This window comes from Stenotrophomonas sp. YJH_SMC_4, from assembly GCF_059371575.1.
Window position 1 is genome coordinate 118,584 of record NZ_JCAFUR010000004.1, and the last position, 23,987, is coordinate 142,570.

The following is a 23,987-nucleotide window of genomic DNA, read 5'->3' on the forward strand; positions in this document are numbered from 1 at the left end:
TGTGCCGCGGTACGGGAAGATCCCATTCTGGCAATCCACGACGGAGCCGGACAAGGCATTGACAGGGGGCGAGGTTCAGCGGCGGGGCCGGAGTGGACGCCGGCATCCTGGCGGAGAGAGGGCTCGGACTGGCCCTGGGCTGGGATGCCGGCGCGGGCGCGCGATGGTGGGCGCGCCCTGCCGCGTGTTGCGAAGGTCAGCGGTAGTGGCGGGCGGCGCGCTGCATGACGATCTCGTCACGCATGCCTTCCAGGGCCATCAGGCGGACCTTGCCGACACCCTGCAGTTCCATGAACCGCTCCGTGTAGAACTCCGGCCCCAGCGCGGTGTCGGCGCGGGATTTGCTGAAGCCGTAGGGCACCACGCCCTTCTCGCCATCCTTGCTACCACCGACATAAAGAACGATTGCCATGTGATGTATTCCTCCAAATTGCTACTGCGTACTGCACTCGATGAACGATGCTGCGAGCTCATCAAGGGAGAGCTTACCGCGTCGAACCTGACTGGAACGTCACGAAGGCTAATGACGATCGGTTGCATGCAGATGACTGCGGGATCGCAGCAGAATGCTTACGGATCTTTAACTTCCGGCTAACGAATCCGTGGGGGATTCCCGCCAACGGCGCAGCCCCTCGTGGGTGGTTTGGTTGTTCGCGGAAAGCTGGTTTCCCGGGGGCTGGCCGGGAGGGTGGGTAGTGCGGGGACGCCGTGAACCCGTCCTTGGGGGCTTGGCCGCGGCATCCATGCCGCGGACACCCCGCCCCACCCACCCTCCCGGCCGCTGACAGGTTCCTGATGCCTGCCTCCCCCCACGGAAAAGAAAAAAGAAGATCAAAAGCAAAAACGGCTTGGCCGGCTGATTTGTTGCTTCCTGTAGAGACCAGCCAAGCCAAGCCATGCCCCGCTCGCGAGCAAGCGCAGCGCGCGACCCGCTTCTGCTGTTCTATTTCTTCTCCGTGGCTGGACGCGCACGGAAACTGTCAGGGGCGGGGCGGGGTGGGTTCGCGGGACCGTTGGCGCCATGGATGGCGCCATCGAGCCCCCAGGGACGGGTTTACGGCGTGTCCCGCGAACCCACCCCGCCCGGCCCAATCGCATGAACGCATTCCGCGACCACCCACGAGGGGCTGCGCCGTTGGCTGGAAACTACGGCCACCAGCCACGCCCGAACCGGGCGAAATGATCGGCCGCGCGCTCGAACGGGTTGCGCGCACTCACCCCGCCGCACAGCAGGTACACCGGCAGGTACAGCGGCCCCAGCACCATGTACTGGTACACGTGCGCCCGTTCGTGATCATCCAGCCGGATCAGCGGCTCCGCGCCCCACCCTGCCTGATGCGCATAGGTGCGGCAGGAAATGCCCAGGTCATGGCCGGTATGCAGGATCACGTTTCCCAGAGTGATCGCCCCACCTGGCCCCCACGGCCAGCGGTCGAACACCAGCGCGCAGTCACGGCCGCTCCACCGCAATGTCGCGCCGCCGAGCATGCCGGCCAGGCCGCCGATCACGCCGAGCAGGGAATTGGGTGACGTCCACACCGCGCCCAGCACCTGCAGCGCGCGCAGCCAGATCGGCCAGGGCGTTGCTCCAGTCTTCAATCGGCCTCGTTGGGGATCAGGAGCCACAGGATCAGGTAGACCAGGATGCCAGGAAAGGCGGCGGAGGCCAGCGAAACCAGCACGTAGATCACCCGCAGCAGGGTTGCATTCCAGCCGAAGCGATGGGCAATGCCGCCCATCACGCCGGCAATCATGCGGTCGTTCAATGAACGCGACAGCGTTTTGGGCGTGGTGTTCATGGCGGCAGCTCCGGGAAACGGACAAGGCAGTCGAACATGGCTCGACTCTACACCGCCCCCATGTCTACGGCGTGCGGTGGCGCAGGGCCTGCAGGCGTGCGCCGAACCAGGCGGCTGCGGTCTGTTCAGGCTGCCCCGGACACTGGATGCGGTAGGGTTTGCCACTCATGCTGCTCTGGCTGGCAGCGCGCTCGATGAACTGCTCGGCGCTGTCCACCATGCCCTTTTTCAGCAGGTAATCGTACTTGCGCTGCAGGTGCGCGCGCGCGTCGCTGCCGTCGTACCAGCTGCCATTGCGCTGGAAACGGCACTGGGAGCCGTCCAGGCTGGCGATCAGCTGGGCGATCTCCCGGCGTGCATCCGTACTGGGTGCGGCGTGGGCAAGTGGTGCTGTCAGCAGTGCCGCAAGAATCAACAAAATCCGGTACATCATCACCCCCAAGTCAGTCGAGCATGGCTTGACTCTACAGATCGCGCGCCTTCAACCAGCCATCGATCGTGGCCGGTACTTCGCGCTGCGCGCGGCCGGAAACGTAGATACCAATATGCCCACCACGGAAACTGGACTCGGTGTAGTCGTCCGTGCCCAAACGCCCGCGCATCGCGCGCGAGGCATCCGGCGGCACCAGATGGTCCTGCTCGGCATAGATGTTCAGCACCGGCAGCGTCACCTGCGACAGATCCACCGCTTCCTCGCCGATCCGCACCGTGCCATTCACCAGCCCATTGCCCTGGTAGAACTGCTTGATGAAATCGCGGAACGCCTCGCCCGCCAGGTCCGGCGAATCGAAGATCCACTTCTCCATGCGCAGGAAATCCTCCAGCGCGGCCTTGTCATCGAGGATGTCGAGCAGGCCGACGTACTTCTGCACGTTCAGGCGGAATGGCTTGAGCATCAGGTAACTGGCATTCATCAGGTCGGCCGGGATGTTGCCCAGCGTGTCGACCAGCAGGTCCACGTCCACCTGCCGCGCCCAATGCGAGAGCATGTTGTCAGCCGTCTGGAAGTCGACCGGGGTGACCATGGTGATCAGCTTGCCCAGCTTCTGCCGGCGCAGCGCGGCGTAGCAGAGTGCGAACACGCCGCCTTGGCAGATACCCAGCAGGTCCACCGGGCCACCACTGCGCGCACGCAGCGCATCGACCGCGCCGTCGATGTAGCGCAGCAGGTAGTCCTCCAGGGTCTGGAAGCGTTCTGACCTGTCCGGGTAGCCCCAGTCCAGCACGTACACGTCCTGGCCCAGCGCCAGCAGCTTCTGCACCAGCGAACGGTCGGCCTGCAGGTCGACCATGTACGGCCGGTTGACCAGCGCGTAGACGATCAGCAGCGGTGTGCGCCGGGTCGGTGCCTGTTCGCCGACGAAGCGGTACAGCACCACCTTGCCGTCACGCCAGACTTCCTCGCGTGCGGTCACGCCATAGTCCACGTCTTCCACCTGCGGCAGCAGCTTCAGCCCTTCCATCAGCTTGCGCTGCATGGCCAGGGTTTCCTGCATCAGGTCATCGGCGTTGAAGCCCAGCGGTCCTTTCATCGGTCACGCGCCCGAGTGGAAGCGCGAGACGCAGCCTTCTTCGCAGACACCTTCTTCGCAGACACCTTCTTTGCAGGCGCCTTCTTCGCCGGCGCGGCCTTCTTCGCGGCTTTGCGCGCGGCCGGCTTCACCTTCGCCGGTGCCGGCTGCGACACCGGATCGACCGCGGCGGTCCCCGCCAGCACCGCCACCTGTGCCTGCAGGCGGCGAAGGCTGCGCTCCAGTTCGGCAATACGGCGATGCGCGGCGTCCATCTCGCTGCGGGTCGGCAGGCCGATACGCTCACTCATCTGTTCCACCTCGCGCTGCAGGCCGGCGCGCAGGCGCATCTGCGCGTTGCCCAGCGAGGCGTACACCTGCTGGAACGGTTCGGACATGGCGACCTTGGCGTAGGCCTCCTCGGCCACTTCGATCCACAGGTCGAACATCGCGCGGGCGCTGGTCAACTGGCTGCCGGGCTGTTCGTGCTCGGCCAGACGCTGCTCGAACAACGCGAAGGCCTCGTCCAACGCCTGCCCGATCTGATCAACGTAGGCGCGCGAATGCTGCTGGTACTCCTCCTGCGCCCGCAGCAGCGCCTGCCAGCGCGCCTGGTGCTCGCGGCCGGGGCCGAATGCCGGGCTCTGCAGCCACGGGCCCGCCTGCAGCTGGAACTGCTGCAGCCATGCGGCGAATTCGGGCGCGGTGGCGCCGGCGTGGGTGCTGCCACGGGCGCCCTGCAGCATCCACTGCAGCATGCCATCGCCTTGCCCCTGCACTGCCTCGCGCCAGGCCTGGGCCACCTCGGCGCTGCTGGCATCGCGGCCGGCGAAACGCGCGGCCACTTCCTGCATGGTGCCGTACCAGCTGCCGGCCTGTTCGCGGAAACGGCGCACGGCATCTTCCGGCGCGCCCTGCCCTTGTTCGGGCAACAGCTGGCCCCACCAGTCGAACAGCCGTTGCCAGCTGCCGGGGTCGCCGCCGGCCGGTGCACCGGGCGTGCTCGCGTGGCGCAGGGCATCGCCCCAGGCACCGAAGTACTGCCGCGCCAGCGTTTCGAAATCGCTGCTGCCGGCGTCGTGGGCCGAGCTGGTCATCGCAGGCCTCCGCAGGGCTGGCTCATGGCTTGGGGATACGCAGGGTCTTGCTGATCATCAGCGACCCGGACAAGGCGAACAACAGCACCATCGGGTGCAGCTGCCACGGGCCGATCTGCCACTGGCCGAACCAGATGTTCTGGCCGATGGCATCGGTACCGGCGGCAATCGCCAGTACGATCACCAGCACCAGGCTGGTCGGGATCGGGGTGCCCTCGAAATACGTGACCTTGCCCTCGTCGCCGGCCAGCGCCTCGGCAGTGACGTTGTAGCGTGCCAGGCGGCTGACACCGCAGCAGACGAAGTAGCTCAGCACCAGCCAGTCCCAGCCGCCCTGCATGCCGCAGGCATAGGCCAGCGCCGCCGGCGCCACGCCGAAGGAGATCACGTCCGACAGCGAGTCCAGCTCGCGGCCCAGGGTGGAACTGGACTTGCGCCAGCGCGCGATGCGCCCGTCGAGCGCGTCGAAGATGAAGGCCAGCGGGATCAACGCCATGCCGAACAGCAGGTAGCCACGCTCGCCGTCCTGCAGGAAGCGCATCGCGGCAAAGACCGCACCGGTGCCGCAGAAAGCATTGGCCAGGGTGAACCAGTCGGCCAGCTGGAATTCGCGCAGCATCGAGAAGTGACGTTTCATGGGGTCTCACGGAGCATCAAGGCCCACAGGTTACCGCGAGCGCCGCCGCTGGCGACAGCGCTGGCAGGCCCCGCCTTCACCGCTCCCTCACCTGCCCTCACCGGCGGTGAATTTTTCGCCACCCATCTTGACAGCCTAGGGGGGTGGCGCCTGTCGCGGCTTATCCACAAAGTTGCCCACGCGTAATCCACACCCCCTGTGGACAACCAGATCTCACCGACTGCGACGCTGGACATTTCCTCATCACCCGGAAGCGGGGTTTCCCTACTTCCCAAGCCACAGGGTCGGCGCTATGGTCACCGGCGGACCCGCCGCCGCCACGTCCGAAACTCTGCAACGGACGATGATGATGCTGGATGCTCCCACCCTGGCCGCACAGCTGCGGCAGCCCCACGGCGAGGCCGCGCTGGCGGTGGCCGACTCGATGAACCACAGCAACGGCGCACTCAACCTGGCCGCAATCGGGCTGCTGGCCGTCGGTGCCGGCGAACGGGTCCTGGAGGTCGGCCCGGGCAATGCGGCCTTCGCGCCACTGATGCTGCAGGCCACCGACAGCCACTATCTGGGCATCGAGCTGTCCACGGCCATGGTCGAGGCCGGCAACCAGCGGCTGGCCGACGCCGGGGTGGCCGAACGTGCGGCGATGCGACACGGCGACGCCCATGCACTGCCGGTCGCCGATGCCGCGATGGATGCCGCGCTGGCGGTCAACACCCTGTACTTCTGGCCGAACCTGGCCCCGGTGCTGGACGAACTGGCGCGGGTGCTGCGCCGGGGCGGCCGCCTGTGCCTGGCCTTCGGCGATGCCAGCTTCATGCGCAGCCTGCCATTCGCCGCCGACTTCCAGCTGCATGAGCTGGACGCGGTGGAGCTGGCGCTGCGGGTATCGGGCTTCCGCGTCTCGGCCTGGCGCAGCCACCGCGAATCCGCAGCCGGCAATGACGGCCAGACCCGAGAAAAGCACTTCCACCTGCTGCTGGCACAGCGGCACTGAAGTGGTAGAGCCGGCCGCTGGCCGGCTGCCCCGGCCATTGCGGATTGCCGGCCAGCGGCCGGCACTACCCAACCTGCACCTGCCGCCAGCGAACAAAGCAGAACACCTGCATCCGCGCCGGATGCGATCCGACCGAGTGGTAGAGCCGGCCGCTGGCCGGCTGCTCCGTCCATTGCGGATTGCCGGCCAGCGGCCGGCACTACCCTGCCTGCACCCGGCCGCCAGCGAACAAAGCAGAACACCTGCATCCGCGCCGGATGCGATCCGACCGAGTGGTAGAGCCGGCCGCTGGCCGGCTGCCCCGGCCATTCCGGATTGCCGGCCAGCGGCCGGCACTACCCAGCCTGCACCGGTCGCCAGCGAGCAAAACAGAACACCCGCATCCGCGGCGGATGCGATCCGACCGAGTGGTAGCGCCGGCCGCTGGCCGGCTGCTCCGGCCATTGCGGATTGCCGGCCAGCGGCCGGCACTACCCGGCCTGCACCGGTCGCCAGCGAGCAAAACAGAACACCCGCATCCGCGCCGGATGCGATCCGTCCGAGTGGTAGAGCCGGCCGCTGGCCGGCTGCTCCGGCCGTTGCGGATTGCCGGCCAGCGGCCGGCACTACCCAGCCTGCACCCGGCCGCCAGCGAGCAAAACAGAACACCTGCATCCGCGCCGGATGCGATCCGACCGAGTGGTAGAGCCGGCCGCTGGCCGGCTGCTCCGGCCATTGCGGATTGCCGGCCAGCGGCCGGCACTACCCAGCCTGCACCCGGCCGCCAGCGAGCAAAACAGAACACCTGCATCCGCGCCGGATGCGATCCGATCGAGTGGTAGAGCCGGCCGCTGGCCGGCTGCTCCGTCCATTGCGGATTGCCGGCCAGCGGCCGGCACTACCCGGCCTGCACGCGGCGCCGCCAATGCGCGAAACAGAACACCTGCATCACCAGCATGGCCAGCAACCCCAGCGGCCATGCCCACCACAGCCCGGCCAGACCGTGCCGGGATTGCAGCCACATCGCCAACGGCAGCTCCAGCAGCAACACGGCAGCCATGCCCAGCAACGCCGGCAACAGCACCGTGCCGCTGCCGCGCATCACTCCGACCAGCACCGCACTGCCTCCCATCGCCAGCACGCCCCACACCACGGTGCGCAACTGCAACGCGGCCAGTTCGCGCACGTCGGTCGCCGCCAGGATCAGGCCGGTCAGCCAGGGCGCCAGCGCCACAACCAGCACCACCACCCCGCTCAGCATCGCCAGTCCAAGCAGCACGCCTGTGCGTGCGATGGCCGGCAGCCGTGCCGTACGCCCCGCGCCCATCGCATGCGCCGCGAGGATGGTGGCAGTGATGCCCAGCGACATCGCCGGCAGCTGCACCCAGCTCATCAACTGGTTGACCGCACCGTAGGCGGCCGTGGCCGTGTAGCCATAGCGGTTGATCCAGCCCAGCAGCACGATTTCGGCAATGGCCAGGCTGAGCATCTGCAACGAAGACGGTATGCCGATGTGCAGCATCGAACGGATCAGCGCTCCATCAAAGCGGATGGCTTGCAGCAACTCATGCCCCGGGGCCAACGGGTGCCCTATGCGCTGCCACCGCCACATCAGCCAGGCCAGGGCCAGCAGCGAGGCGAGCGCCGCCGAGACTGCCGCACTGGCCGCGCCCAGCTGCGGCAGGCCGGCCCAGCCCAGGATCAGCAGCGGCGTGCACAGCAGGCCGACCACCGTGGCCAGCAGCAGCGCATGCAGCGGCGTTTTGGCATCGCCCACCGCACGGCTCACCGCAGTGGCCAGCCACAGCAGGAAGAACGCCGGTGCCGCCAGCAGCAGAACACGGGCATAGACGATGGATTCGCCGAGGATCGGCGCTGGCGTGCCCAGTGCCGCCAGCAGCTGTGGCGCGAAACCGCCGCCCACCGCCATCACAAGCACTGACAACAGCAGAATCAGTGCCACCGCACTGCCGGCGACCGCGCGAGCCTGTTGCGGCCGGCCCGCGCCCCAGGCCTGGCCGATCAGCACCATCGCACCGGTGGCCAGACCCATTACCAGGGCCAGCAGCAGGAAGAAGACAGGGAAGAACGCAGCGGCGGCGGCCACCGCCTGCGTACCCAGCAGATGGCCGAGGTAGACGTTGTCCAGCGTGCCTGCAGCCAGCTGCAATGCGTTGGTCAGCAGCATCGGCAGGAGCAGGGTCAGATAGGTGCGCCAGAGGGGCGGCGCGACCGGGGGGATGGGATGTGCGGGGGTGTCCATGGGGTTCTCTGGGCAAGGCGCTGCCCTGCCCGGCGTTTCCGCCAGCAAAGCAAGCACAGGGGAGCGGGCCGTGGCCCGCGATCAGGTGGCGCCGCCGCTCAGTAGCGGCGCGGTGGCTCAGCCGTCTGCGTGGTCCGAAGAATCATCGAAGGCCAGGCGCAGGGCGTGATTGCGCACATCCTCGGGCCAGCTGCGTAACGCCATTTCCAGGCCCGCCCGGTCGTGCGCGAACAGGACACGGATCGCTTCCTCGAAACCCGGCAGGTCTCCGGCGACGGTCTGCAGGAAGTGATAGGCACGCTCGCTGTGGCGGCGCTGCCGGTCCTTGTCGGCACCAGCACGGCTGGCCGCCTCCACCAGCTTGCGCAGCACTACCGAGGCCCCGCCGGGCTGCTCGGCCAGCCACGCCCAGTGGCGCGGCAGCAGGGTCACTTCGCGTGCGACCACGCCCAGCTTGGGGCGGCCGCGGCCACGCGGAGTTGCCGGCGCCTCTTCGGCAGTAACGTCGGCATCCGCCTCGACGGCGGCGGGAAAGGCTTCGACGACCCGCGCCAGCAGTTCTGCGTCACTGCCGCGCGTATCGAAATCACGGGTGCGGCCGGTAGCGTTGTCGAACACAAGCAGCGGACCGGCAGCGTTGCCGGCACGCAGCTGCTTCAGCGCCAGCGCAGCCACTTCCGGGGTACCGGAGGCGACCAGCCGGTGGCCGTCGAAGCAACTGAAGGGAGGGAGTCGGGACGCAGGCATGGCAATGGCATCGGAGGTGATGCGCGAATATTGCCCGGGTAATTTGCGTTCGTCAATATTGCCCGGACATTAATGAACCGGAAGAGCGTGCCAACCAAGGTTGGCACCCACCTGGAAGGTTGATCCCCACTCGAAAGATCGCCCCCCTCCCGATTCGCCGGCTTACAGCCGGCTGTAGGACCAGCTGACCATGCGGCCGTCCTGGTACGGCATCACGCCGTGGAAGGGGCGCGGGTCGGCGTCGAACACCAGTGGCAGGAAGTTGCGGTCGCCCTCCCACATCGGCAGCGTGTCCAGCTTGTCCAGGTCCACCCACTCCAGCGTGCCTTCATGGTTGCCGCCGTGCGGGGTGCCTTCGAAACTGTCGATGACGAACACGAAGCCCAGCCAGTCCTCGCCATGCTTGCCGAATCCCGGCCAGCTGATGGTGCCGCGCAGCCGCATGCCGGTGCAGTCGATGCCGGCTTCCTCGGCGATTTCGCGGCGCATGCCTGCCGCAACGTCTTCGGTCGGTTCGATCTTGCCGCCCAGCCCGTTGTACTTGCCCAGGTGCTGGTCACCGGGCCGGGTGTTGCGGTGGATCATCAGCACCTGGCGACGATCGGGCGACAGCACGTAGCCCAGGGTGGCGACGATCGGGGTGTACGGCATGGGCAGCATCCAGCGGCAGGTCAGCCGTGGATTATGGCCGATCAGCGCACCAGCGACAGGCGGCGTTCGGCAGCCGCAGTGGCGCCATCAGGATCGCGGCGCAGGGTGGCCACGCCGTGGCCGCGCTCGGCGAGGTATTCCAGCCACTTGCCGAGGAAGGTGTTCATGCGCATGCGGTGGCTGATCAGTTCCGCCGGCGGCGGGTACAGGCCCATGGTGTCCTGCCAGCGGCGGCCGACATAGCAATGGGTGGTCTCGGCCTGGCGCGCGTCACGGTACAGGCGCACGTAGGCCGACGGATCAGGCTCGCCGGTGACCGGGTCGGCCAGGTCGTAGGTCAGGCGAAGTTCCACCGTGTAGCGGTGGCACTCGATCACGTCCAGGCGGACATCCAGGCCGTCGCCGATCGAGGAAATGTAGCTGCCCGCCGCCAGTCCGGCCGGTTCGAACAGGCGCACCAGATGGCGATAGTTCTCCGCGTACAGGCCCATGAGCCAGCTCAACCGGCTCAGGCGGGGAATGCGTTCGGTACGGGGCAAGGCTCGGGCCATGGGTCGATCCTACACGTTGGTGCTTCAACGTGGGGGCGGGATCACCCCGACCAAAGGGCTCGGTATCGACCAACGGTCGATACCCACCGTGCAGGAGGGTCGATACCCACCGTGCAGGAGGGTCGATGCCCCCGCGCAGGAGGGGTATTGCCCCGGGAGGTAGGCCACGACCGTTGGTCGTGGCGCACGGATCAATACAACTCGCGCTGCAGCCCCAGCGTGGCCAGCACCTTGCTGGAAATCTCCTCGATCGAGGTATGCGTGGTGCTCAGCGTCGGGATCCGCTCCATCTGGAACATCACCTCGGCCGCGGCCACCTCGCGCTTGCAGGTCTCCAGGTTGGCGTAGCGCGAGTTCGGGCGGCGCTCCTGGCGGATCTGCTGCAGGCGGTCCGGGTCGATGGTCAGGCCGAACAGCTTGCGCCGGTAGTTGCGCAGGCGCGGCGGCAGGCGGTCGCTTTCCAGGTCCTCGTCGGTCAGCGGGTAGTTGGCCGCACGCACGCCGTAATGCAGGGCCAGGTAGATGCAGGTGGGCGTCTTGCCGGCGCGCGACACCGCCACCAGGATCACGTCGGCATCGTCGTAGTTCACCGCGATACCGTCATCGTGGGTCAGGGCGAAGTTCATCGCGTTGATGCGGCGGTGGTAGGTGTCGAAGTCGACCATGCCGTGGGCCTGGCCGACCCGGGCCAGGCGCGGGCTGGCAAGTTCACGCTCCAGCGGCTCGATGAACGGCGCGAACACATCCAGCATCAGCGCCCCGCTGTCGGCCAGGATCAGGCTTAGGCTCTGGTCCACGCAGGAGTTCACCACGATCGGCCGGACCTGGTACCGCTCCCCCGCCGCCTGGATCCGGGCACAGGCTTCACGCGCTTTTTCGGGGTCGTCGACAAACGACATGCGGTCGGTAATGAAGCTGAACCCGGAGAACTGGGTGAGCAGGCTATGCCCAATGGTTTCAGCGGTGATACCGGTTCCATCGGAAACGTAGAACACCGGGCGGATGGTCGACATGCGCGCTTTTACCCCCTACGAAGCTTAAAAAGGCCGCCAGCACAAGCTTGTGCCGACAGTGGTCTGCCCGGCATCATATCGGCTTCTTCCTACGGACGCGGCCACTCAGCCCGCCTCGGGCGATGGCCAAACGGAGCATCGCGCTTGAACGAGAACATCCTGTGGTTGCACGAACTGCGTCTGGCCGATCTGGCCCGCGTAGGCGGCAAGAATTCGTCCCTGGGCGAGATGATCGGCAACCTGGCCGGTCTGGGCGTTTCGGTGCCGGGCGGTTATGCCACCACCGCTGAAGCCTTCAAGGACTTCATCGCGCACAACGATCTGTCCAAGCGCATCTTCGACAAGCTGGCCACGCTGGACGTCGAGGACGTCAACGCGCTGACCGCCGCCGGCAAGGAAATCCGCAGCTGGGTGATCGATGCGCCGCTGCAGCCGCAGCTGGACCAGGACATCCGCACCGCCTACGCCAAGCTGAGCGCCGAAAACGGCGGCGGCGACGTGGCCGTGGCCGTGCGTTCGTCGGCCACCGCCGAGGATCTGCCGGATGCCTCCTTCGCCGGCCAGCAGGAGACCTTCCTCAACGTCACCGGTGCCGACGATGTCGTGCACAAGGTCAAGGAAGTGTTCGCCTCGCTGTACAACGACCGTGCGATCGCCTACCGCGTCCACCACGGCTTCAAGCATGAGGACGTGTTCCTGTCCGCCGGCGTGCAGCTGATGGTGCGTTCGGGCGTCGGTTCCTCCGGCGTGCTGTTCACCCTGGACACCGAGTCCGGCTTCCGCGACGTGGTGTTCGTCACCTCTTCGTTCGGCCTGGGCGAAATGGTCGTGCAGGGTGCGGTCAATCCGGACGAGTACTACGTCTACAAGCCCACCCTGCAGGCCGGCAAGCCGGCGATCCTGCGCCGCTCGCTCGGCAGCAAGGCGATCCGCATGGTGTATTCGGATGTCCCGGGTGAGCGCGTCAGGATCGAGGACACTCCGGTCGAACTGCGCAACACCTTCTCGATCAGCGACGAGGACGTGCAGGAACTGTCCAAGCAGGCGCTGGTCATCGAAAAGCACTACGGCCGCCCGATGGACATCGAGTGGGCCAAGGACGGTGTCAGCGGCAAGCTGTTCATCGTGCAGGCGCGCCCGGAAACGGTGAAGTCGCGCAGCCACGCCACCCAGATCGAGCGCTTCGCGCTGACCGAAAAGGGCGGCAACGTGCTGGCCGAAGGCCGCGCTGTGGGCGCCAAGATCGGTTCGGGCGTGGCCCGCGTGGTCAAGACGCTGGACGACATGAATCGCGTGCAGCCGGGCGACGTGCTGATCGCCGACATGACCGACCCGGACTGGGAACCGGTGATGAAGCGCGCTTCGGCCATCGTCACCAACCGTGGTGGCCGCACCTGCCACGCCGCGATCATCGCGCGCGAGCTGGGCGTGCCCGCCGTGGTCGGTTCGGGCAACGCCACCAAGGTCATTGAAGATGGCCAGCTGGTCACCGTCAGCTGCGCTGAAGGCGATACCGGCTTCATCTACGAAGGCAAGCTCGGCTTCGAGCGCACCACCACCGATCTGGGCAACATGCCGCCGGCCCCGCTGAAGATCATGATGAACGTGGCCAACCCGGAACGTGCCTTCGACTTCGGCCAGCTGCCGAACGCCGGCATCGGCCTGGCCCGCCTGGAAATGATCATCGCCAGCCACATCGGCATCCACCCGAACGCACTGCTGGAATACGACCGCCAGGACGCGGCGACCAAGAAGAAGATCGATGAGAAGATCGCCGGCTACGGTGATCCGGTCAGCTTCTACGTCGACCGCCTGGCCGAAGGCATCGCCACCCTCACCGCCTCGGTTGCACCGAACCCGGTGATCGTGCGCCTGTCGGACTTCAAGTCCAACGAGTACGCCAACCTGATCGGCGGCAGCAACTACGAGCCGCACGAAGAGAACCCGATGATCGGCTTCCGCGGCGCCAGCCGTTACGTCGACCCGAGCTTCTCGGCCGCCTTCGCGCTGGAGTGCAAGGCCGTGCTGCGCGTGCGCAACGAAATGGGCCTGGACAACCTGTGGGTCATGATTCCGTTCGTGCGCACCCTGGAAGAAGGCCGCAAGGTCGTCGAGGTGCTGGAACAGAACGGCCTGAAGCAGGGCGAGAACGGCCTGAAGATCATCATGATGTGCGAAGTGCCGTCCAACGCACTGCTCGCCGATGAGTTCCTGGAGATCTTCGACGGCTTCTCGATCGGCTCCAACGACCTGACCCAGCTGAGCCTGGGCCTGGACCGCGACTCTTCGATCGTTGCGCACCTGTTCGACGAGCGGAACCCGGCAGTGAAGAAGCTGCTGTCGATGGCGATCAAGGCAGCGCGTGCCAAGGGCAAGTACGTCGGCATCTGCGGCCAGGGCCCGTCCGATCACCCGGATCTGGCCGAATGGCTGATGCAGGAAGGCATCGAGTCGGTGTCGCTGAACCCGGACACCGTGGTCGATACCTGGCTGCGCCTGGCCAAGCTGAAGGCCAACGGCTGATGCCGTGATGGCCACGGGCTGACGTCGTGTTCATCGGCGTCGGCCGATACTGCTGCTGCATGCAAGCCCCGCCTCTGCGGGGCTTCGTGTTTCTGGCGTGCACGCACGCCCTGCCCCACGCAGACACCGTTTCTCAGCAAAGGACTTCCGCATGATCGCCGCAGCAGCACCCGCCGCCCCCGCCGCAACGCCCTGGTTCCACTCGCTCGACTGGGAACGCCTGCTGGAAACCTACGGCGTGCCGTTGCTGGCCGCGATCGTGGTGCTGCTGGTGGGCCTGTGGGTGGCACGTCGCTTGTCCAATGCAATGCCGCGCGCCACTGCGCGCATGGGTGTGGACCCGATGCTGGGAAGCTTCCTGCGCAACGTGGTGTATGCCGCCTCACTGGTGATCGTGGTGGTGCTGGCCATCGGCACGCTGGGCGTGCAGATCACCCCGCTGCTGGCCGTGCTCGGCACCGCTGGCCTGGCGGTCGGTCTGGCATTGAAGGATTCGCTGTCCAACATCGCCTCGGGCGTGATGCTGGTGACGCTGCGTCCGTTCCGCGTGGGCGATGTGGTCACCGTGGCCGGCCAGACCGGCACGGTGCGCGAAGTGCGCATCTTCCAGACCGTGCTTACCGGCGCCGACAACCAGCACACCACCATTCCGAACACGCTGATCACCGCCGCGCCGATCATCAACCTCACCGCCGAGCCGACGCGCCGCGTCGAACTGGTGATCGGCATCGGCTACGAAGACAACATCCAGCTGGCACGCGACACCGCGCTGGCGCTGATGAAGGCCGATCCGCGTGTGCTGCAGACCCCCGCACCGGACGTGGTGGTCTACGAACTGGGCGCACACGCCATCAACCTCGGCATCCGCTGCTACGTGAAGTCGGCCGACTGGTTCGGCACCAAGGTCACGCTACTGGAGCAGCTGAAGCTGGGCTATGACAAGGCCGGCATCAACATCCCGTACCCGCAGCAGGACATGCACCTGTACCTGCACGGCAAGGATGGTGGGGTCATGGAGGCTGATGCGCTGGTGCGCGACAAGCCGTGATCCATGCCGGTAGTGCCGACCAACGGTCGGCACCCACCCATCGGCGATACGACATTGAAATGCCGGCCAGCGGCCGGCACTACCCCTCGCCCACTGGTAGTGCCGGCCGCTGGCCGGCAGCGCCCAGGATCAGGCAGCTACGCTCTCTTCCAGCGCCGGGTAATCTGTGAAACCCTCCGCACCACCGCCAAAGAACGTGGCGCGATCCGGCGGATTCAGCGTCGCACCCGTACGCAGGCGCTCGGGCAGATCCGGGTTGGCGATGAACGGCCGGCCGAAGCCGATCAGGTCAGCCCAGCCTTCGGCCAGTGCCTGCTCGGCGCGCTCGGCGGTGTACTTGCCGGCGTAGATCAGCGTGCCCGGGTAGACCATGCGCAGCGCCTGCTTGAACGCCACCGGCATCGGCGGTGCATCGTCCCAGTCGGCCTCGGCAATGTGCAGGTAGCCCACCCCCATCTCACCGAGCAGGTGTGCGGCAGCCAGATAGGTCGCCTGCGGCGTATCGTCCACCGCCCCCTGCAGCGTGGTCAGCGGCGCCAGGCGCACGCCCACACGCTCGCCACCGGCAACCTCGACCACCGCCTGCACCACCTCGCGCAGGAAGCGCAGGCGATTCTGCAGTGAACCGCCGTAGGCATCGGTGCGCTGGTTGGCCTGCGAATCGATGAACTGGTTGATCAGGTAGCCGTTGGCGCCGTGCAGTTCCACACCATCAAATCCCGCGGCCAGCGCATTGCGCGCAGCCTGCGCGTAATCGGCGACGATGCCCGGAATCTCGTCCTCGCGCAGCGCGCGCGGCATCGAGTGCTGGATCATCTCGCCCACACCGGCTTCGGGACCCGCCCCAGTCGGGTCGACGAACACTTTCACGCCTTCGGCGAGCAATGCCGAGGAAGACACCGGCGCCGCGCCATCGGGCTGCAGGGCCACATGCGAGACACGGCCGACGTGCCACAGCTGGGCGTAGATGCGGCCACCGGCGGCGTGCACCGCATCGGTCACCTGCCGCCAGCCCTGCACCTGCTCGGCACTGTGGATGCCCGGGGTCCAGGCATAGCCCTGGCCCTGCTGGCTGATCTGGGTACCTTCGCTGACGATCAGGCCGGCGCTGGCGCGTTGCGCATAGTAGGCGGCCATTTCCGCGGTGGCGACGTTGCCATCGGCGGCGCGCGAGCGGGTCATCGGCGGCATCACGATGCGGTTGGGCAGCGTCAACGCGCCCAGGCGGTGGGGGGTGAACATCATGGCGGCAATCTCTTGCGGGGGGAGTGCCGCAAAGGATGGGGATGCCGGCTGCCAGGCAACAGGCATGCACTGGCAAAACAATTGTTCCCTCGAGGCAAGGATCACCCGCCACGAGGGCTCATCCACGCATGGCGTGGCTCTACTCCAGCCTTGGCTCGATCCTTACCGCACCATGCGCCACGCGGTCATAGCAGGCGCGCACCACATCCTCACCGTACTTGCGCTCCAGCCGGCGCACGATGAAGTGGCCGCGCGCCATGTCCTGGTAGTAGTCGGTGAACATGGTATTCAGCGTTGCACCGGCGGCAGCACCGACGATCGGCACCGCCTGTGCGGCGAATTTCTCGGTGACCACCACGCCGAAGCGCGCCGCCACCTTCTCCACCATCTTCGCCAGCAGCTTTCCAGCTTCCTTCGGTGCCACGCCCAGGGTCAGGTCGCGGCCGGTCACCACACGCCCAGCCAGTTCGGCCGAAAGATGCCGCATCACGTCGGTGGTGAAGCCGCGGGCCAGGTAGTAGCCGGTCTCGCTGGCGTCGTCGCGCGGCGAGTTGCCACCCAGCGCGAACACCTCCAGGCACGCCTGCCGGGTGCTGAACTCGGACAGGTCGAAGCCCTCGCTGCGGGCCACGTCGGCCACGGCGCGCATCATGATGGTGGTCGACACCGGCAGTTCGATGAACAAGGCCGCGAAACCAAAGGCCCCGCCGACCGCCCCCGAGGTGGCTGCCGCCAGCTTGTGCCAACGGGTCGACGCTCCCTTGCCCGGCGAGTTGTCCATGCTCCACAGCGCCGCCTGAGCGGACTTGGACAGCGCCGCCTGCACCGCACCGTGTATGCGGCCGGAGACCGCCTTGGGCAGCGCCTTCACCGCGAACTCCAGCGGCGTGCCGACCAGATTGGCCATGCGCGCGGTGAGGGTCGGCGCTTCCAGCAGGGCCACCGCCCGCTGCAGGTCGGACCAGTCGCGGGCGTCGTGGGCAATGTCGCGGGGAAGCAGGATGGGCTCGTTCATGGCGCCGATCTTAGCGCCGGGGAGTTGAACGGTTCGTCGCGAGGCACGACAGAGGGGTCAGAGCCCTTGCCGCGGGAAGGGGTTCGGCCCCGACGCCTTGCCGGCCAGCGGCCGGCACTACCAGTTCGCGTGTCACCCGGTAGCGCCGGGCCTTGCCCGGCGTTGTTGTTCAGGCCGTGGGCAAGCCCGACAGCGCGCCCATGAACTGGCGGTAATGGCGCAGCTCGGCGATCGAGTCGTGCACGTCGCTCAGCGCGGTGTGGTTGCTGTTCTTGCCGACGCCGGCGGCCACGCTCGGCGCCCAGCGCTTGGCCAGTTCCTTCACCGTGGACACGTCCAGGTTGCGGTAATGGAAGTACTTCTCTAGGCGCGGCATCTGGCGGTGCAGGAAGCGGCGATCCTGGCAGATCGAGTTGCCGCACATCGGCGAAAGGCCGGCCGGGATCCACTGCGCCAGGAAGTTTACCGTCTGCGCCTCGGCCTGGCCGAGGGTGGTGGTGCTGTCCACCACGCGCTGCCACAGGCCCGAACGACGATGCTGGTTGCGGTTCCACTCGTCCATCGCCTCCAGCGTTTCCAGCGGATGATGGATGGCGAATTCCGGACCTTCGGCCAGTACGTTCAGCTGGGCGTCGGTGACCACGGTGGCGATCTCGATGATCGAATCGTTGTCGGTGTCCAACCCGGTCATTTCCAGGTCGATCCAGATCAGTCGTTCGTTGGCCGCGCCGGTGTCCGCCATTGTGTCGCCTCGTTGCTGGGCAGGCGCGCGGCCTACCGGTGAAGGAAAGAGGCGCCCATCATACCCGTTCGCCCCTCAGCCCTCGCCGACGTGGTCTTCCAGCAGCAGCGGCGGCTTGCCACGCTTGGCGCGGAAATAATTGGTCAGGCGCGTACTGGCTTCCTTGGCCAGCACCCCGCCGTGGATCTCGACCCGGTGGTTGTGGCGGGCATCGCCGAGCAGGTCGAACACGCTGCCGCACGCACCGGTCTTGGGGTCGCTGGCGCCGTAGACCAGGCGCGAAACGCGCGCATGCACGATCGCCATCGCGCACATCGCGCACGGCTCCAAGGTCACGTACAGCGTGCTGCCAAGCAGGCGATGGTTGGCGAGCAGCTTTCCACCGGCCCGCATGGCCACGATCTCGGCATGCGCGCTGGGGTCGTGCGAGGCGATGTTGAGGTTCCAGCCCTCGCCCAGCAGCTGGCCGTCGGCGCCCACCAGCACCGCCCCGACCGGAATCTCGTCGAACTCACGCTGCGCGCGCTCGGCCAGGGCCAGTGCATGGCGCATCCAGTGTTCATCGGCGTCGTGCACCGGTACACCCAGGACATTGGTCATGGCGGTTCTCGCTTTTCAACTGGGCCAGGATGGCCGCCGGGGGCGCATTGTACGCCCGGGGCCGTGCAGGCGCCGCTAGCGCGCGTCGAAGCGCTCGCGGGCCGCATCGAGCGCCGGGAAGTTGTGCTCGGCCCAGCGATCCAGGGCGGACAGCGTCTCGACCAGGCCGCGCGCGACCTCGGTCAGGCGGTACTCCACATGCAGTGGTTTGCTGCCCCGGTCACACCGCTCGACCAGCCCATTGCGCTCCAGCTGGCGCAGGGTCTGGGTCAGCACCTTCTGCGAGATGCCTTCGATCTTCCGCAGCAACGCGCCGTTGCGAAGCGGGCCCTGCGCCAATGCCGGCAGCAGCAGCATCACCCACTTGCCTGAAATCAGCGCAAGCGCATCGCGTGCCGAACAGTCGGCGGCATAGACATCCCCGGGAAAGGCCATGGTTACCTCAAGGTGCGTAATTGCCGGCGCATGCCGGCACCGCGAGGATGGTCGCACACTCCTCGAACACCTCGCCCCATGCGCGCCCTGATCCTACTTGCCCACCCCGAGCCCCGCTCCTTCAATGCACATCTGGCCGCTCAGGCCGCCGAGCAGCTGCGGCATGACGCGCTGCAGGTGGACGTGGTCGACCTGTATGCGGAGGGCTTCGATCCGCTGGAAGCGGCTGACCACCATCCGCATCGCCTGCATCCCGGCCACTTCGACGCCCAACGCGAACAGCGGCACAGCGCCGAGCAGGGCCAGCTGCCCGTCGATGTGCAACGTCACCTGCAACTGCTGCGGGCCGCAGACCTGCTGATCCTGCAGTTCCCGCTGTGGTGGTTCGCGGCGCCGGCCATCCTGAAGGGCTGGCTGGACCGCGTACTGGTGTACGGGCCGATGTACAACAGCCGCCTGCGTCACGAGCACGGAGCGATGCGCGGCAAGCGTGCGTTGCTGAGCGTCACCACCGGCTCATCTGCACGGGCCTGCGCAGTCGACGGCCGCGAGGGAGATACCCGGTTGCTGCTGTGGCCCTTGATGTACAGCCTGCGCTACGTCGGCTTCGACGTGATGGAACCGCACGTGGTGCACGGCGTGCGTTCCGGGCTGGCACCGGAGCGTGTGCAGGCCCACGACGAGGCACTCGCTGCAGCAACCCACCACTACCGCGAACGCCTGGCGCAATGGCCGCAGTGGCCCACCGTGCCCTTCAACGACAGCAGCGATTTCGAGGACGGCGTTGTGCTGCGCGCGGAGGCCACTACCTACAGCCCCTTCATCCGCCATCGCAACGCCGGATGAATCCACATCTGCGCGCTGGATCGGGACGCGCCATACTACGCACTCTTTGCAAGCACCTTGGCGAACCCATGACCACCCTCCGCCCCTCTCGCGCCGACGACGGCGCCGCTCTTGTCGACCTCTGGCGCCGCGCCGTCGACGCCACCCACGACTTCCTCAGTGCCGAAGACCGCCAGGCCATCGATGCCGAAGTAGCCGGTTTCCTGCCGCAGGCGCCGATGACCGTTGCTGTCGATGCGCAGGATCGGCCGCTGGGCTTCATGCTGATCGATGGCACGCACATGGAAGCGCTGTTCATCGATCCGGACGTACGTGGCACCGGCATCGGCCGGCAACTGCTGAAGCATGCTCTGACCCAGCATCCGCAGCTGAGTACTGACGTCAACGAACAGAACGCACAGGCCGTCGGCTTCTACCTGCGCATGGGCTTCGTCGAAACCGGACGTTCACCGCTGGATTCGCAAGGCCGTCCGTATCCGCTGATCCACCTTCGGCACAACGGCTGACATCCGTCGGCAGCAGCCACGTGCTAGCGTGGCTGCTTTCGACCAAGGAATGCCGCATGGATGGTGCAAAAGCCCTGTTGACCCTGTTTGCGCTGGGCATCAGCCTGGTCTGGATCCTGGTGCCGTTCGCCATCTTCGCCGTGCGCAACCTGCTGCGTGAAGTACTGGTCGAGCAGCGCCGTACCAATGAACTGCTTGAACACATCGGCGGTTACCGCATTCCGAAGCCGCAACCCGAACCGACCGCCTGGCGCGCGCCCTGAGCAGAAACGTGCCAGGCCCGGATCAGGCCGTCGCCTCGAAGGCCGGTGAGTACTGCACTTCGCCCTGTGCCAACGGAGGCTGCAGGCAAAGTGCCTGGAAGTACTCCGGCGGCACACCCGGCAGCACCAGGCCCGGCTCGGCACAGAAGCCGAAGCGACCGTAATAGGCCGGCTCGCCCAGCAATACACAGCCATGTGCGCCCTGCTGACGCAGTGCTTCAAGTGCGGCATGCATCAGGGCCGCACCGATGCCCTGCCCCTGCCAGGCAGGCAATACCGAAATCGGCCCCAGGCCAAACCAGCCCGTGCTGCCATCGCTGATCGTCACCGGCGACACCGCCACATGGCCGATCACCTTCCCGTCCATCTCGGCCACCAGCGAAACGCTCAGCTCCCCGCGCGCGCGAAGGGCGTCGACGATGAACTGCTCGGTATGGCTGCTGTGCGCAGCGTTCCGGAATGCGGCCTCGGTGAGCGCATGGAGGGTGGCGTGATCATCAATGGCTTCGGCACGGATGGTGTAGTTCATGGCGTAATGCTCGCTTGCGTGAGAGTCGCGTGAATTGGCGACCGTTGTCACAAATTGGCGGCGAAATGTCGAACGCGAAGCGCAATCGCCTGGCCAACCCCGAATCGCCTGTGCCGCAATCGATTCGGCGACGCTGCCGAACGCTGAATGCGTCAAAATTCCGTCACCGACACCTTGCCGTAGCTGGCGCCAGGTTTCCAGAACACTCCATAATCGATAAACCTGTCACCAGGGAAGGATATATGGACACGGACGCACGATGCAGGATGCCGCCATGGATGTAGCCACGCCGACACGCGATGGACGCCATCTGGTACCGATGGGCCTCTTGCTGGCGCTGACGGCCTGCTCGCCTTACGCGGACGCAGAGCGTGACGTTGCCGCAGGTGGACGCGGCCTGGCCAAGCTCAACCCGTCACCGCAGCAGGGCTACGAGCTGGTACTGACCCTGAAGGATGCCCCCGGTCCCTTCGCGGTGGTCGAGGGCGTTGCCCAGTACGACGTCAGCAACCACAGGGACTGCGGCCGGGTCCTGTGGGCGACCGGTACCGCCAGCCGCATCACCAGCCAGGAGTTGGTGGAACTACACAAGGTCGACGAGAACGAATACCGCGGTACGTTCTACCTCGACCGCATGCAGGACGAGGATTACTACGGGCGTGGCGTCTGCCATTGGACGTTGACGGGTGTCGGTGCGATGTTGCGCGCTACGACCGGCGAGGCGGATACGCGATTCCTTACGTTCGTCGACAAGGAGCGCATGGAGAGCGACTCACCTCTTACGCTTTATTACCCAAACCTTATCTATCCGCGCGCCGACACTGTCGCCAACTTTGGCGCCAGTGGCGAGGAAGATCCGTCGGGGTACAGCGAAGATCTGCGCGACGCGCTGTTCTCAACCACCACCACTGTGCAGAAGCTCGTGCCATGAGCTGCCAGTTCAACAACCCCTACCCCCAAGGAGGCCGACATTGCGCCACAAGATGATTCCGTGCCTTGCTCTGCTTCTATTGACCGCCTGCAACCCGGAGACCGCCATGAACCAGGAACGTGCCGCTGCTGAAGCCGATGTCGCCCAGGGTGGGCGCGGCCTCGCCAAGCTCAACCCCAGCCCGCGCAAGGCCTATGAACTGGTATTGCGCCTCAAGGATGCACCCGGCGACTTCGCACTGGTCAAGGGCGTAGCGCAGTACGACGTCACCAACGAAGACCAGTGCGGCCACATCGAGCCGGCCACCGGCACAGCTGCACGTATCACCAGCCAGGAACCGGTGGAGCTGCGCAAGGTCGCTGAGGGCGAGTACCGCGGCACGCTATATGTGGACCGCATGCTGGATGAGGACTACTACGGTCGTGGCGTCTGCAAGTGGGAGTTCACCGGTGCCGGGGCAATGCTGAAGGCGACGGGTGCCGAAGAAGAGACCCGCTTCCTCACCTTCGTCGACGCCAAGCCGCTGACCGAAGGTGGCGCCCATACGCTCTACTATCCGGATCTGGTCTATCCGAAGGCAGATCGCGTTCCCAACTTCCCAGCCAGTGGCGAGCCCGATCGCAGCAACTACGCCGCTGATCTGCAGGACAAGCTGTTTACGATCACCCTCTCCGCAAGTGAGGTCGCGCCGTGACCATCACCTCTCAGGACTACGCCGCGTTATCCAATGACGCCTACAAGGATCGGGCCGTCGGCCGACGTGAACCCGGCCAAGAAGAAAAAGTCACGTTAAACGGCCATGAGTACAAGATACTTGAGCATGTCAACAATCGTCTCAACGGCTATCAGGGCACCGTCTATCAGCGCGTAGACACCAAAGAGATCGTCATTGCGCATCGTGGCACCGAGCAGATCGCTCGCGATGCGATTCTGACCGACGGCGGCATGGTGGTTGCGCGCACCAACGTGCAGGCGCCTGACGCGATTGCTTTGACACAGAGGACGCTCGAAGGCGCCGCGCTTCAATCCCGCTTGAACGGTGTGCCCGCGCCCCAGGTCACCGTCACCGGTCACTCCCTCGGCGGCGCTCTTGCCCAGATCACCTCGCACCACTTCAACGTCAAGGGCGAGACATTCAATGCCTACGGCGCGGTCAGCCTCAGCTATCGCATTCCGGAAGGCGGCAACACCATGATCAACCACGTCATGGCCTCCGATCCGGTCAGCGCCGCGTCACCGCATTTCGGCCAGGTACGCATCTATGCCAAGCCCGACGAGATCAAGACGCTCGCGGCAAACGGCTTCAGCAATCACGCCCTGCGTGATCTGATTCCGGACCGCCCGATCATCGCGGCCACCAGCTCGTTCGGTGCGCACAAGCTGGGCAACTTCCTCAACGAAGGCTCGGTACTGAAGCACCCGGAAACGCAGAAGCTGGCGAAAGACAACGCCAAGATGATCGAGGAGTATCGCGACGACGTCGAGTCACTGCGTCGCGGCGTCACCCGCGCTGCACGCGGCATCCCGGGCGGCGCCATCGATCTGTACGACCACATCCGCGGCCCGCTGCAGCCCGGTGAACCGGCACGCCGCGAAGCGGAGAAGAATGGCCATCACACCAGCATGCTGCGCATGGACGATGCCAACCACCTGGGTAACCCGCTGTTCAACGACGCGATCCGCGGCGTGCACGCACATGACGTGCGCGTTGGCCGCGTGCCGGACGTGATGAGTACGCAGCTGGCGGGCAGCCTGGCGGCGGAGATGCACGCTGCAGGCGGCAAGCGCATCGACGAAGTGGTGATGAACGCCGATGCCTCGCGCAGCTTCGCCGTGCAGGGCCAGGGCGGTGACCCCGCCCACCTTCGCGTGTCGGTGGATACGGCAGTGGCGATGAACACGCCGCTGGAACATAGCAGCCAGCGCATCGACCAGCAGGCTGCAGGCCAGCGCCTTGCGCTGGAGCGCGACCAACAGCTGGAACAGCAGCAGCATCAGACCCGCAGCCTGCAGGCCTGATGGACAGCGCGGGAGCCGGTCATTCCGGCTCCCGCCTCAGCAC

27 protein-coding genes are annotated in these 23,987 nt (G+C 66.4%); 9 read left to right on the forward strand and 18 right to left on the reverse strand.

From position 1 onward, the window contains the following. Positions 1–196: 196 nt before the first annotated feature. The 7 genes from AC5P9F_RS08905 to AC5P9F_RS08935 form a co-directional block, all read right to left on the reverse strand. Positions 197–412, reverse strand: a complete 216-nt coding sequence (locus AC5P9F_RS08905; RefSeq protein WP_005410085.1) for a hypothetical protein — start codon at positions 410–412, stop codon at positions 197–199. A 734-nt stretch (positions 413–1,146) separates the two neighbouring features. Then, positions 1,147–1,599, reverse strand: a complete 453-nt coding sequence (locus AC5P9F_RS08910) for a hypothetical protein (protein ID WP_043034666.1) — start codon at positions 1,597–1,599, stop codon at positions 1,147–1,149. Then, entirely contained in the window at positions 1,596–1,799 is a 204-nt protein-coding gene (locus tag AC5P9F_RS08915; protein WP_005410087.1) for a PspC domain-containing protein, read from the reverse strand. Before AC5P9F_RS08915 ends, AC5P9F_RS08910 begins: the two co-directional genes overlap by 4 nt. Before the next feature lie 64 nt (positions 1,800–1,863). Further along, positions 1,864–2,232: a YfeK family protein gene (locus AC5P9F_RS08920; protein WP_005413813.1), complete on the reverse strand. Its 369-nt coding sequence runs from the start codon at positions 2,230–2,232 to the stop codon at positions 1,864–1,866. A 31-nt stretch (positions 2,233–2,263) separates the two neighbouring features. Further along, positions 2,264–3,331 carry a class III poly(R)-hydroxyalkanoic acid synthase subunit PhaC gene (gene phaC, locus AC5P9F_RS08925; RefSeq protein ID WP_005410089.1) on the reverse strand — a complete coding sequence of 356 codons (1,068 nt, stop codon included), beginning with the start codon at positions 3,329–3,331 and terminating at the stop codon, positions 2,264–2,266. Continuing rightward, complete coding sequence (gene phaE / locus AC5P9F_RS08930) at positions 3,328–4,407, reverse strand: class III poly(R)-hydroxyalkanoic acid synthase subunit PhaE (RefSeq protein WP_308678794.1); 1,080 nt, start codon at positions 4,405–4,407, stop codon at positions 3,328–3,330. Before phaE ends, phaC begins: the two co-directional genes overlap by 4 nt. 22 nt (positions 4,408–4,429) lie before the next feature. After that, positions 4,430–5,044: a CDP-alcohol phosphatidyltransferase family protein gene (locus AC5P9F_RS08935; protein WP_014647547.1), complete on the reverse strand. Its 615-nt coding sequence runs from the start codon at positions 5,042–5,044 to the stop codon at positions 4,430–4,432. Between the two features lie 343 nt (positions 5,045–5,387). Between AC5P9F_RS08935 and AC5P9F_RS08940 the strand changes: the two genes are divergently transcribed. Next, a complete protein-coding gene (locus AC5P9F_RS08940; protein ID WP_308678795.1) occupies positions 5,388–6,038 on the forward strand; it encodes a class I SAM-dependent methyltransferase in 651 nt (216 codons plus the stop codon). A gap of 877 nt (positions 6,039–6,915) precedes the next feature. On the opposite strand, the gene AC5P9F_RS08945 is transcribed toward AC5P9F_RS08940, so the two are convergent. The 5 genes from AC5P9F_RS08945 to ppsR form a co-directional block, all read right to left on the reverse strand. Then, positions 6,916–8,280 (reverse strand): MATE family efflux transporter, encoded by a 1,365-nt coding sequence (locus AC5P9F_RS08945; protein ID WP_197596896.1) that lies wholly within the window; start codon positions 8,278–8,280, stop codon positions 6,916–6,918. Positions 8,281–8,397: 117 nt separating this feature from the next. Then, positions 8,398–9,027, reverse strand: coding sequence for a DUF2239 family protein (locus tag AC5P9F_RS08950; RefSeq protein WP_033833148.1), 630 nt, complete (start codon positions 9,025–9,027; stop codon positions 8,398–8,400). Between the two features lie 162 nt (positions 9,028–9,189). Then, positions 9,190–9,678, reverse strand: coding sequence for an NUDIX hydrolase (locus AC5P9F_RS08955; protein WP_197596895.1), 489 nt, complete (start codon positions 9,676–9,678; stop codon positions 9,190–9,192). 41 nt (positions 9,679–9,719) lie between these two features. Then, entirely contained in the window at positions 9,720–10,229 is a 510-nt protein-coding gene (locus AC5P9F_RS08960) for a DUF1249 domain-containing protein (RefSeq protein ID WP_005410096.1), read from the reverse strand. 191 nt (positions 10,230–10,420) lie between these two features. Continuing rightward, a complete protein-coding gene (gene ppsR / locus AC5P9F_RS08965; RefSeq protein WP_005410097.1) occupies positions 10,421–11,242 on the reverse strand; it encodes a posphoenolpyruvate synthetase regulatory kinase/phosphorylase PpsR in 822 nt (273 codons plus the stop codon). A gap of 144 nt (positions 11,243–11,386) precedes the next feature. Here ppsR and ppsA point away from each other — a divergent pair, with 144 nt between their 5' ends. Together ppsA and AC5P9F_RS08975 are read left to right on the forward strand one after the other, a co-directional pair. Then, positions 11,387–13,765: a phosphoenolpyruvate synthase gene (gene ppsA / locus AC5P9F_RS08970; protein ID WP_005410098.1), complete on the forward strand. Its 2,379-nt coding sequence runs from the start codon at positions 11,387–11,389 to the stop codon at positions 13,763–13,765. A gap of 151 nt (positions 13,766–13,916) precedes the next feature. Then, positions 13,917–14,813 carry a mechanosensitive ion channel family protein gene (locus AC5P9F_RS08975; RefSeq protein ID WP_005413824.1) on the forward strand — a complete coding sequence of 299 codons (897 nt, stop codon included), beginning with the start codon at positions 13,917–13,919 and terminating at the stop codon, positions 14,811–14,813. Positions 14,814–14,942: 129 nt separating this feature from the next. On the opposite strand, the gene AC5P9F_RS08980 is transcribed toward AC5P9F_RS08975, so the two are convergent. The 5 genes from AC5P9F_RS08980 to AC5P9F_RS09000 all read right to left on the reverse strand — a co-directional run bounded on the left by AC5P9F_RS08980 (position 14,943) and on the right by AC5P9F_RS09000 (position 18,850). Then, entirely contained in the window at positions 14,943–16,058 is a 1,116-nt protein-coding gene (locus AC5P9F_RS08980; protein ID WP_012480623.1) for an alkene reductase, read from the reverse strand. Between the two features lie 139 nt (positions 16,059–16,197). After that, positions 16,198–17,073: an EcsC family protein gene (locus tag AC5P9F_RS08985; RefSeq protein ID WP_005413826.1), complete on the reverse strand. Its 876-nt coding sequence runs from the start codon at positions 17,071–17,073 to the stop codon at positions 16,198–16,200. A 169-nt stretch (positions 17,074–17,242) separates the two neighbouring features. Continuing rightward, positions 17,243–17,815 (reverse strand): oligoribonuclease, encoded by a 573-nt coding sequence (orn, locus tag AC5P9F_RS08990; RefSeq protein ID WP_005413827.1) that lies wholly within the window; start codon positions 17,813–17,815, stop codon positions 17,243–17,245. 75 nt (positions 17,816–17,890) lie between these two features. After that, positions 17,891–18,415: a tRNA adenosine(34) deaminase TadA gene (gene tadA, locus AC5P9F_RS08995; RefSeq protein ID WP_099473697.1), complete on the reverse strand. Its 525-nt coding sequence runs from the start codon at positions 18,413–18,415 to the stop codon at positions 17,891–17,893. A 75-nt stretch (positions 18,416–18,490) separates the two neighbouring features. Further along, positions 18,491–18,850 carry a winged helix-turn-helix transcriptional regulator gene (locus AC5P9F_RS09000; RefSeq protein WP_005410104.1) on the reverse strand — a complete coding sequence of 120 codons (360 nt, stop codon included), beginning with the start codon at positions 18,848–18,850 and terminating at the stop codon, positions 18,491–18,493. 78 nt (positions 18,851–18,928) lie between these two features. Here AC5P9F_RS09000 and AC5P9F_RS09005 point away from each other — a divergent pair, with 78 nt between their 5' ends. The 3 genes from AC5P9F_RS09005 (at position 18,929) to AC5P9F_RS09015 (ending at position 20,465) form a co-directional block, all read left to right on the forward strand. After that, positions 18,929–19,696: an NAD(P)H-dependent oxidoreductase gene (locus AC5P9F_RS09005; RefSeq protein WP_099473699.1), complete on the forward strand. Its 768-nt coding sequence runs from the start codon at positions 18,929–18,931 to the stop codon at positions 19,694–19,696. A gap of 68 nt (positions 19,697–19,764) precedes the next feature. Next, positions 19,765–20,202 carry an acetyltransferase gene (locus tag AC5P9F_RS09010; protein ID WP_099473701.1) on the forward strand — a complete coding sequence of 146 codons (438 nt, stop codon included), beginning with the start codon at positions 19,765–19,767 and terminating at the stop codon, positions 20,200–20,202. Between the two features lie 56 nt (positions 20,203–20,258). After that, complete coding sequence (locus tag AC5P9F_RS09015; protein ID WP_088429380.1) at positions 20,259–20,465, forward strand: hypothetical protein; 207 nt, start codon at positions 20,259–20,261, stop codon at positions 20,463–20,465. Between the two features lie 22 nt (positions 20,466–20,487). Here the strand turns inward: AC5P9F_RS09015 and AC5P9F_RS09020 are convergent, their stop codons facing one another. Further along, on the reverse strand, positions 20,488–20,994 hold the full coding sequence (locus AC5P9F_RS09020) for a GNAT family N-acetyltransferase (protein ID WP_024958431.1): 507 nt from the start codon (positions 20,992–20,994) through the stop codon (positions 20,488–20,490). A 274-nt stretch (positions 20,995–21,268) separates the two neighbouring features. On the opposite strand from AC5P9F_RS09020, the gene AC5P9F_RS09025 reads away from it, so the two are divergent. From AC5P9F_RS09025 to AC5P9F_RS09035, 3 genes are read left to right on the forward strand one after another with little or no spacing between them, the layout of a single operon-like run. Beyond that, positions 21,269–21,925 (forward strand): hypothetical protein, encoded by a 657-nt coding sequence (locus AC5P9F_RS09025; RefSeq protein ID WP_258014877.1) that lies wholly within the window; start codon positions 21,269–21,271, stop codon positions 21,923–21,925. A gap of 40 nt (positions 21,926–21,965) precedes the next feature. After that, positions 21,966–22,619 (forward strand): hypothetical protein, encoded by a 654-nt coding sequence (locus tag AC5P9F_RS09030; protein ID WP_005413833.1) that lies wholly within the window; start codon positions 21,966–21,968, stop codon positions 22,617–22,619. Next, positions 22,616–23,944 (forward strand): XVIPCD domain-containing protein, encoded by a 1,329-nt coding sequence (locus AC5P9F_RS09035; protein WP_099473705.1) that lies wholly within the window; start codon positions 22,616–22,618, stop codon positions 23,942–23,944. Before AC5P9F_RS09030 ends, AC5P9F_RS09035 begins: the two co-directional genes overlap by 4 nt. Positions 23,945–23,987 lie beyond the last annotated feature (43 nt).

What these genes read in the sequence shown, in the direction of transcription:
- AC5P9F_RS08905 (WP_005410085.1), bottom strand. Translation starts at nt 412, where the DNA reads ATGGCAATCGTTCTTTATGTCGGTGGTAGCAAGGATGGCGAGAAGGGC.
- AC5P9F_RS08915 (WP_005410087.1), bottom strand. Translation starts at nt 1,799, where the DNA reads ATGAACACCACGCCCAAAACGCTGTCGCGTTCATTGAACGACCGCATG.
- AC5P9F_RS08920 (WP_005413813.1), bottom strand. Translation starts at nt 2,232, where the DNA reads ATGATGTACCGGATTTTGTTGATTCTTGCGGCACTGCTGACAGCACCA.
- phaC (WP_005410089.1), bottom strand. Translation starts at nt 3,331, where the DNA reads ATGAAAGGACCGCTGGGCTTCAACGCCGATGACCTGATGCAGGAAACC.
- phaE (WP_308678794.1), bottom strand. Translation starts at nt 4,407, where the DNA reads ATGACCAGCTCGGCCCACGACGCCGGCAGCAGCGATTTCGAAACGCTG.
- AC5P9F_RS08935 (WP_014647547.1), bottom strand. Translation starts at nt 5,044, where the DNA reads ATGAAACGTCACTTCTCGATGCTGCGCGAATTCCAGCTGGCCGACTGG.
- AC5P9F_RS08940 (WP_308678795.1), top strand. Translation starts at nt 5,388, where the DNA reads ATGATGATGCTGGATGCTCCCACCCTGGCCGCACAGCTGCGGCAGCCC.
- AC5P9F_RS08945 (WP_197596896.1), bottom strand. Translation starts at nt 8,280, where the DNA reads ATGGACACCCCCGCACATCCCATCCCCCCGGTCGCGCCGCCCCTCTGG.
- AC5P9F_RS08950 (WP_033833148.1), bottom strand. Translation starts at nt 9,027, where the DNA reads ATGCCTGCGTCCCGACTCCCTCCCTTCAGTTGCTTCGACGGCCACCGG.
- AC5P9F_RS08955 (WP_197596895.1), bottom strand. Translation starts at nt 9,678, where the DNA reads ATGCCGTACACCCCGATCGTCGCCACCCTGGGCTACGTGCTGTCGCCC.
- AC5P9F_RS08960 (WP_005410096.1), bottom strand. Translation starts at nt 10,229, where the DNA reads ATGGCCCGAGCCTTGCCCCGTACCGAACGCATTCCCCGCCTGAGCCGG.
- ppsR (WP_005410097.1), bottom strand. Translation starts at nt 11,242, where the DNA reads ATGTCGACCATCCGCCCGGTGTTCTACGTTTCCGATGGAACCGGTATC.
- AC5P9F_RS08975 (WP_005413824.1), top strand. Translation starts at nt 13,917, where the DNA reads ATGATCGCCGCAGCAGCACCCGCCGCCCCCGCCGCAACGCCCTGGTTC.
- AC5P9F_RS08980 (WP_012480623.1), bottom strand. Translation starts at nt 16,058, where the DNA reads ATGATGTTCACCCCCCACCGCCTGGGCGCGTTGACGCTGCCCAACCGC.
- AC5P9F_RS08985 (WP_005413826.1), bottom strand. Translation starts at nt 17,073, where the DNA reads ATGAACGAGCCCATCCTGCTTCCCCGCGACATTGCCCACGACGCCCGC.
- orn (WP_005413827.1), bottom strand. Translation starts at nt 17,815, where the DNA reads ATGGCGGACACCGGCGCGGCCAACGAACGACTGATCTGGATCGACCTG.
- tadA (WP_099473697.1), bottom strand. Translation starts at nt 18,415, where the DNA reads ATGACCAATGTCCTGGGTGTACCGGTGCACGACGCCGATGAACACTGG.
- AC5P9F_RS09000 (WP_005410104.1), bottom strand. Translation starts at nt 18,850, where the DNA reads ATGGCCTTTCCCGGGGATGTCTATGCCGCCGACTGTTCGGCACGCGAT.
- AC5P9F_RS09005 (WP_099473699.1), top strand. Translation starts at nt 18,929, where the DNA reads ATGCGCGCCCTGATCCTACTTGCCCACCCCGAGCCCCGCTCCTTCAAT.
- AC5P9F_RS09010 (WP_099473701.1), top strand. Translation starts at nt 19,765, where the DNA reads ATGACCACCCTCCGCCCCTCTCGCGCCGACGACGGCGCCGCTCTTGTC.
- AC5P9F_RS09015 (WP_088429380.1), top strand. Translation starts at nt 20,259, where the DNA reads ATGGATGGTGCAAAAGCCCTGTTGACCCTGTTTGCGCTGGGCATCAGC.
- AC5P9F_RS09020 (WP_024958431.1), bottom strand. Translation starts at nt 20,994, where the DNA reads ATGAACTACACCATCCGTGCCGAAGCCATTGATGATCACGCCACCCTC.
- AC5P9F_RS09025 (WP_258014877.1), top strand. Translation starts at nt 21,269, where the DNA reads ATGGATGTAGCCACGCCGACACGCGATGGACGCCATCTGGTACCGATG.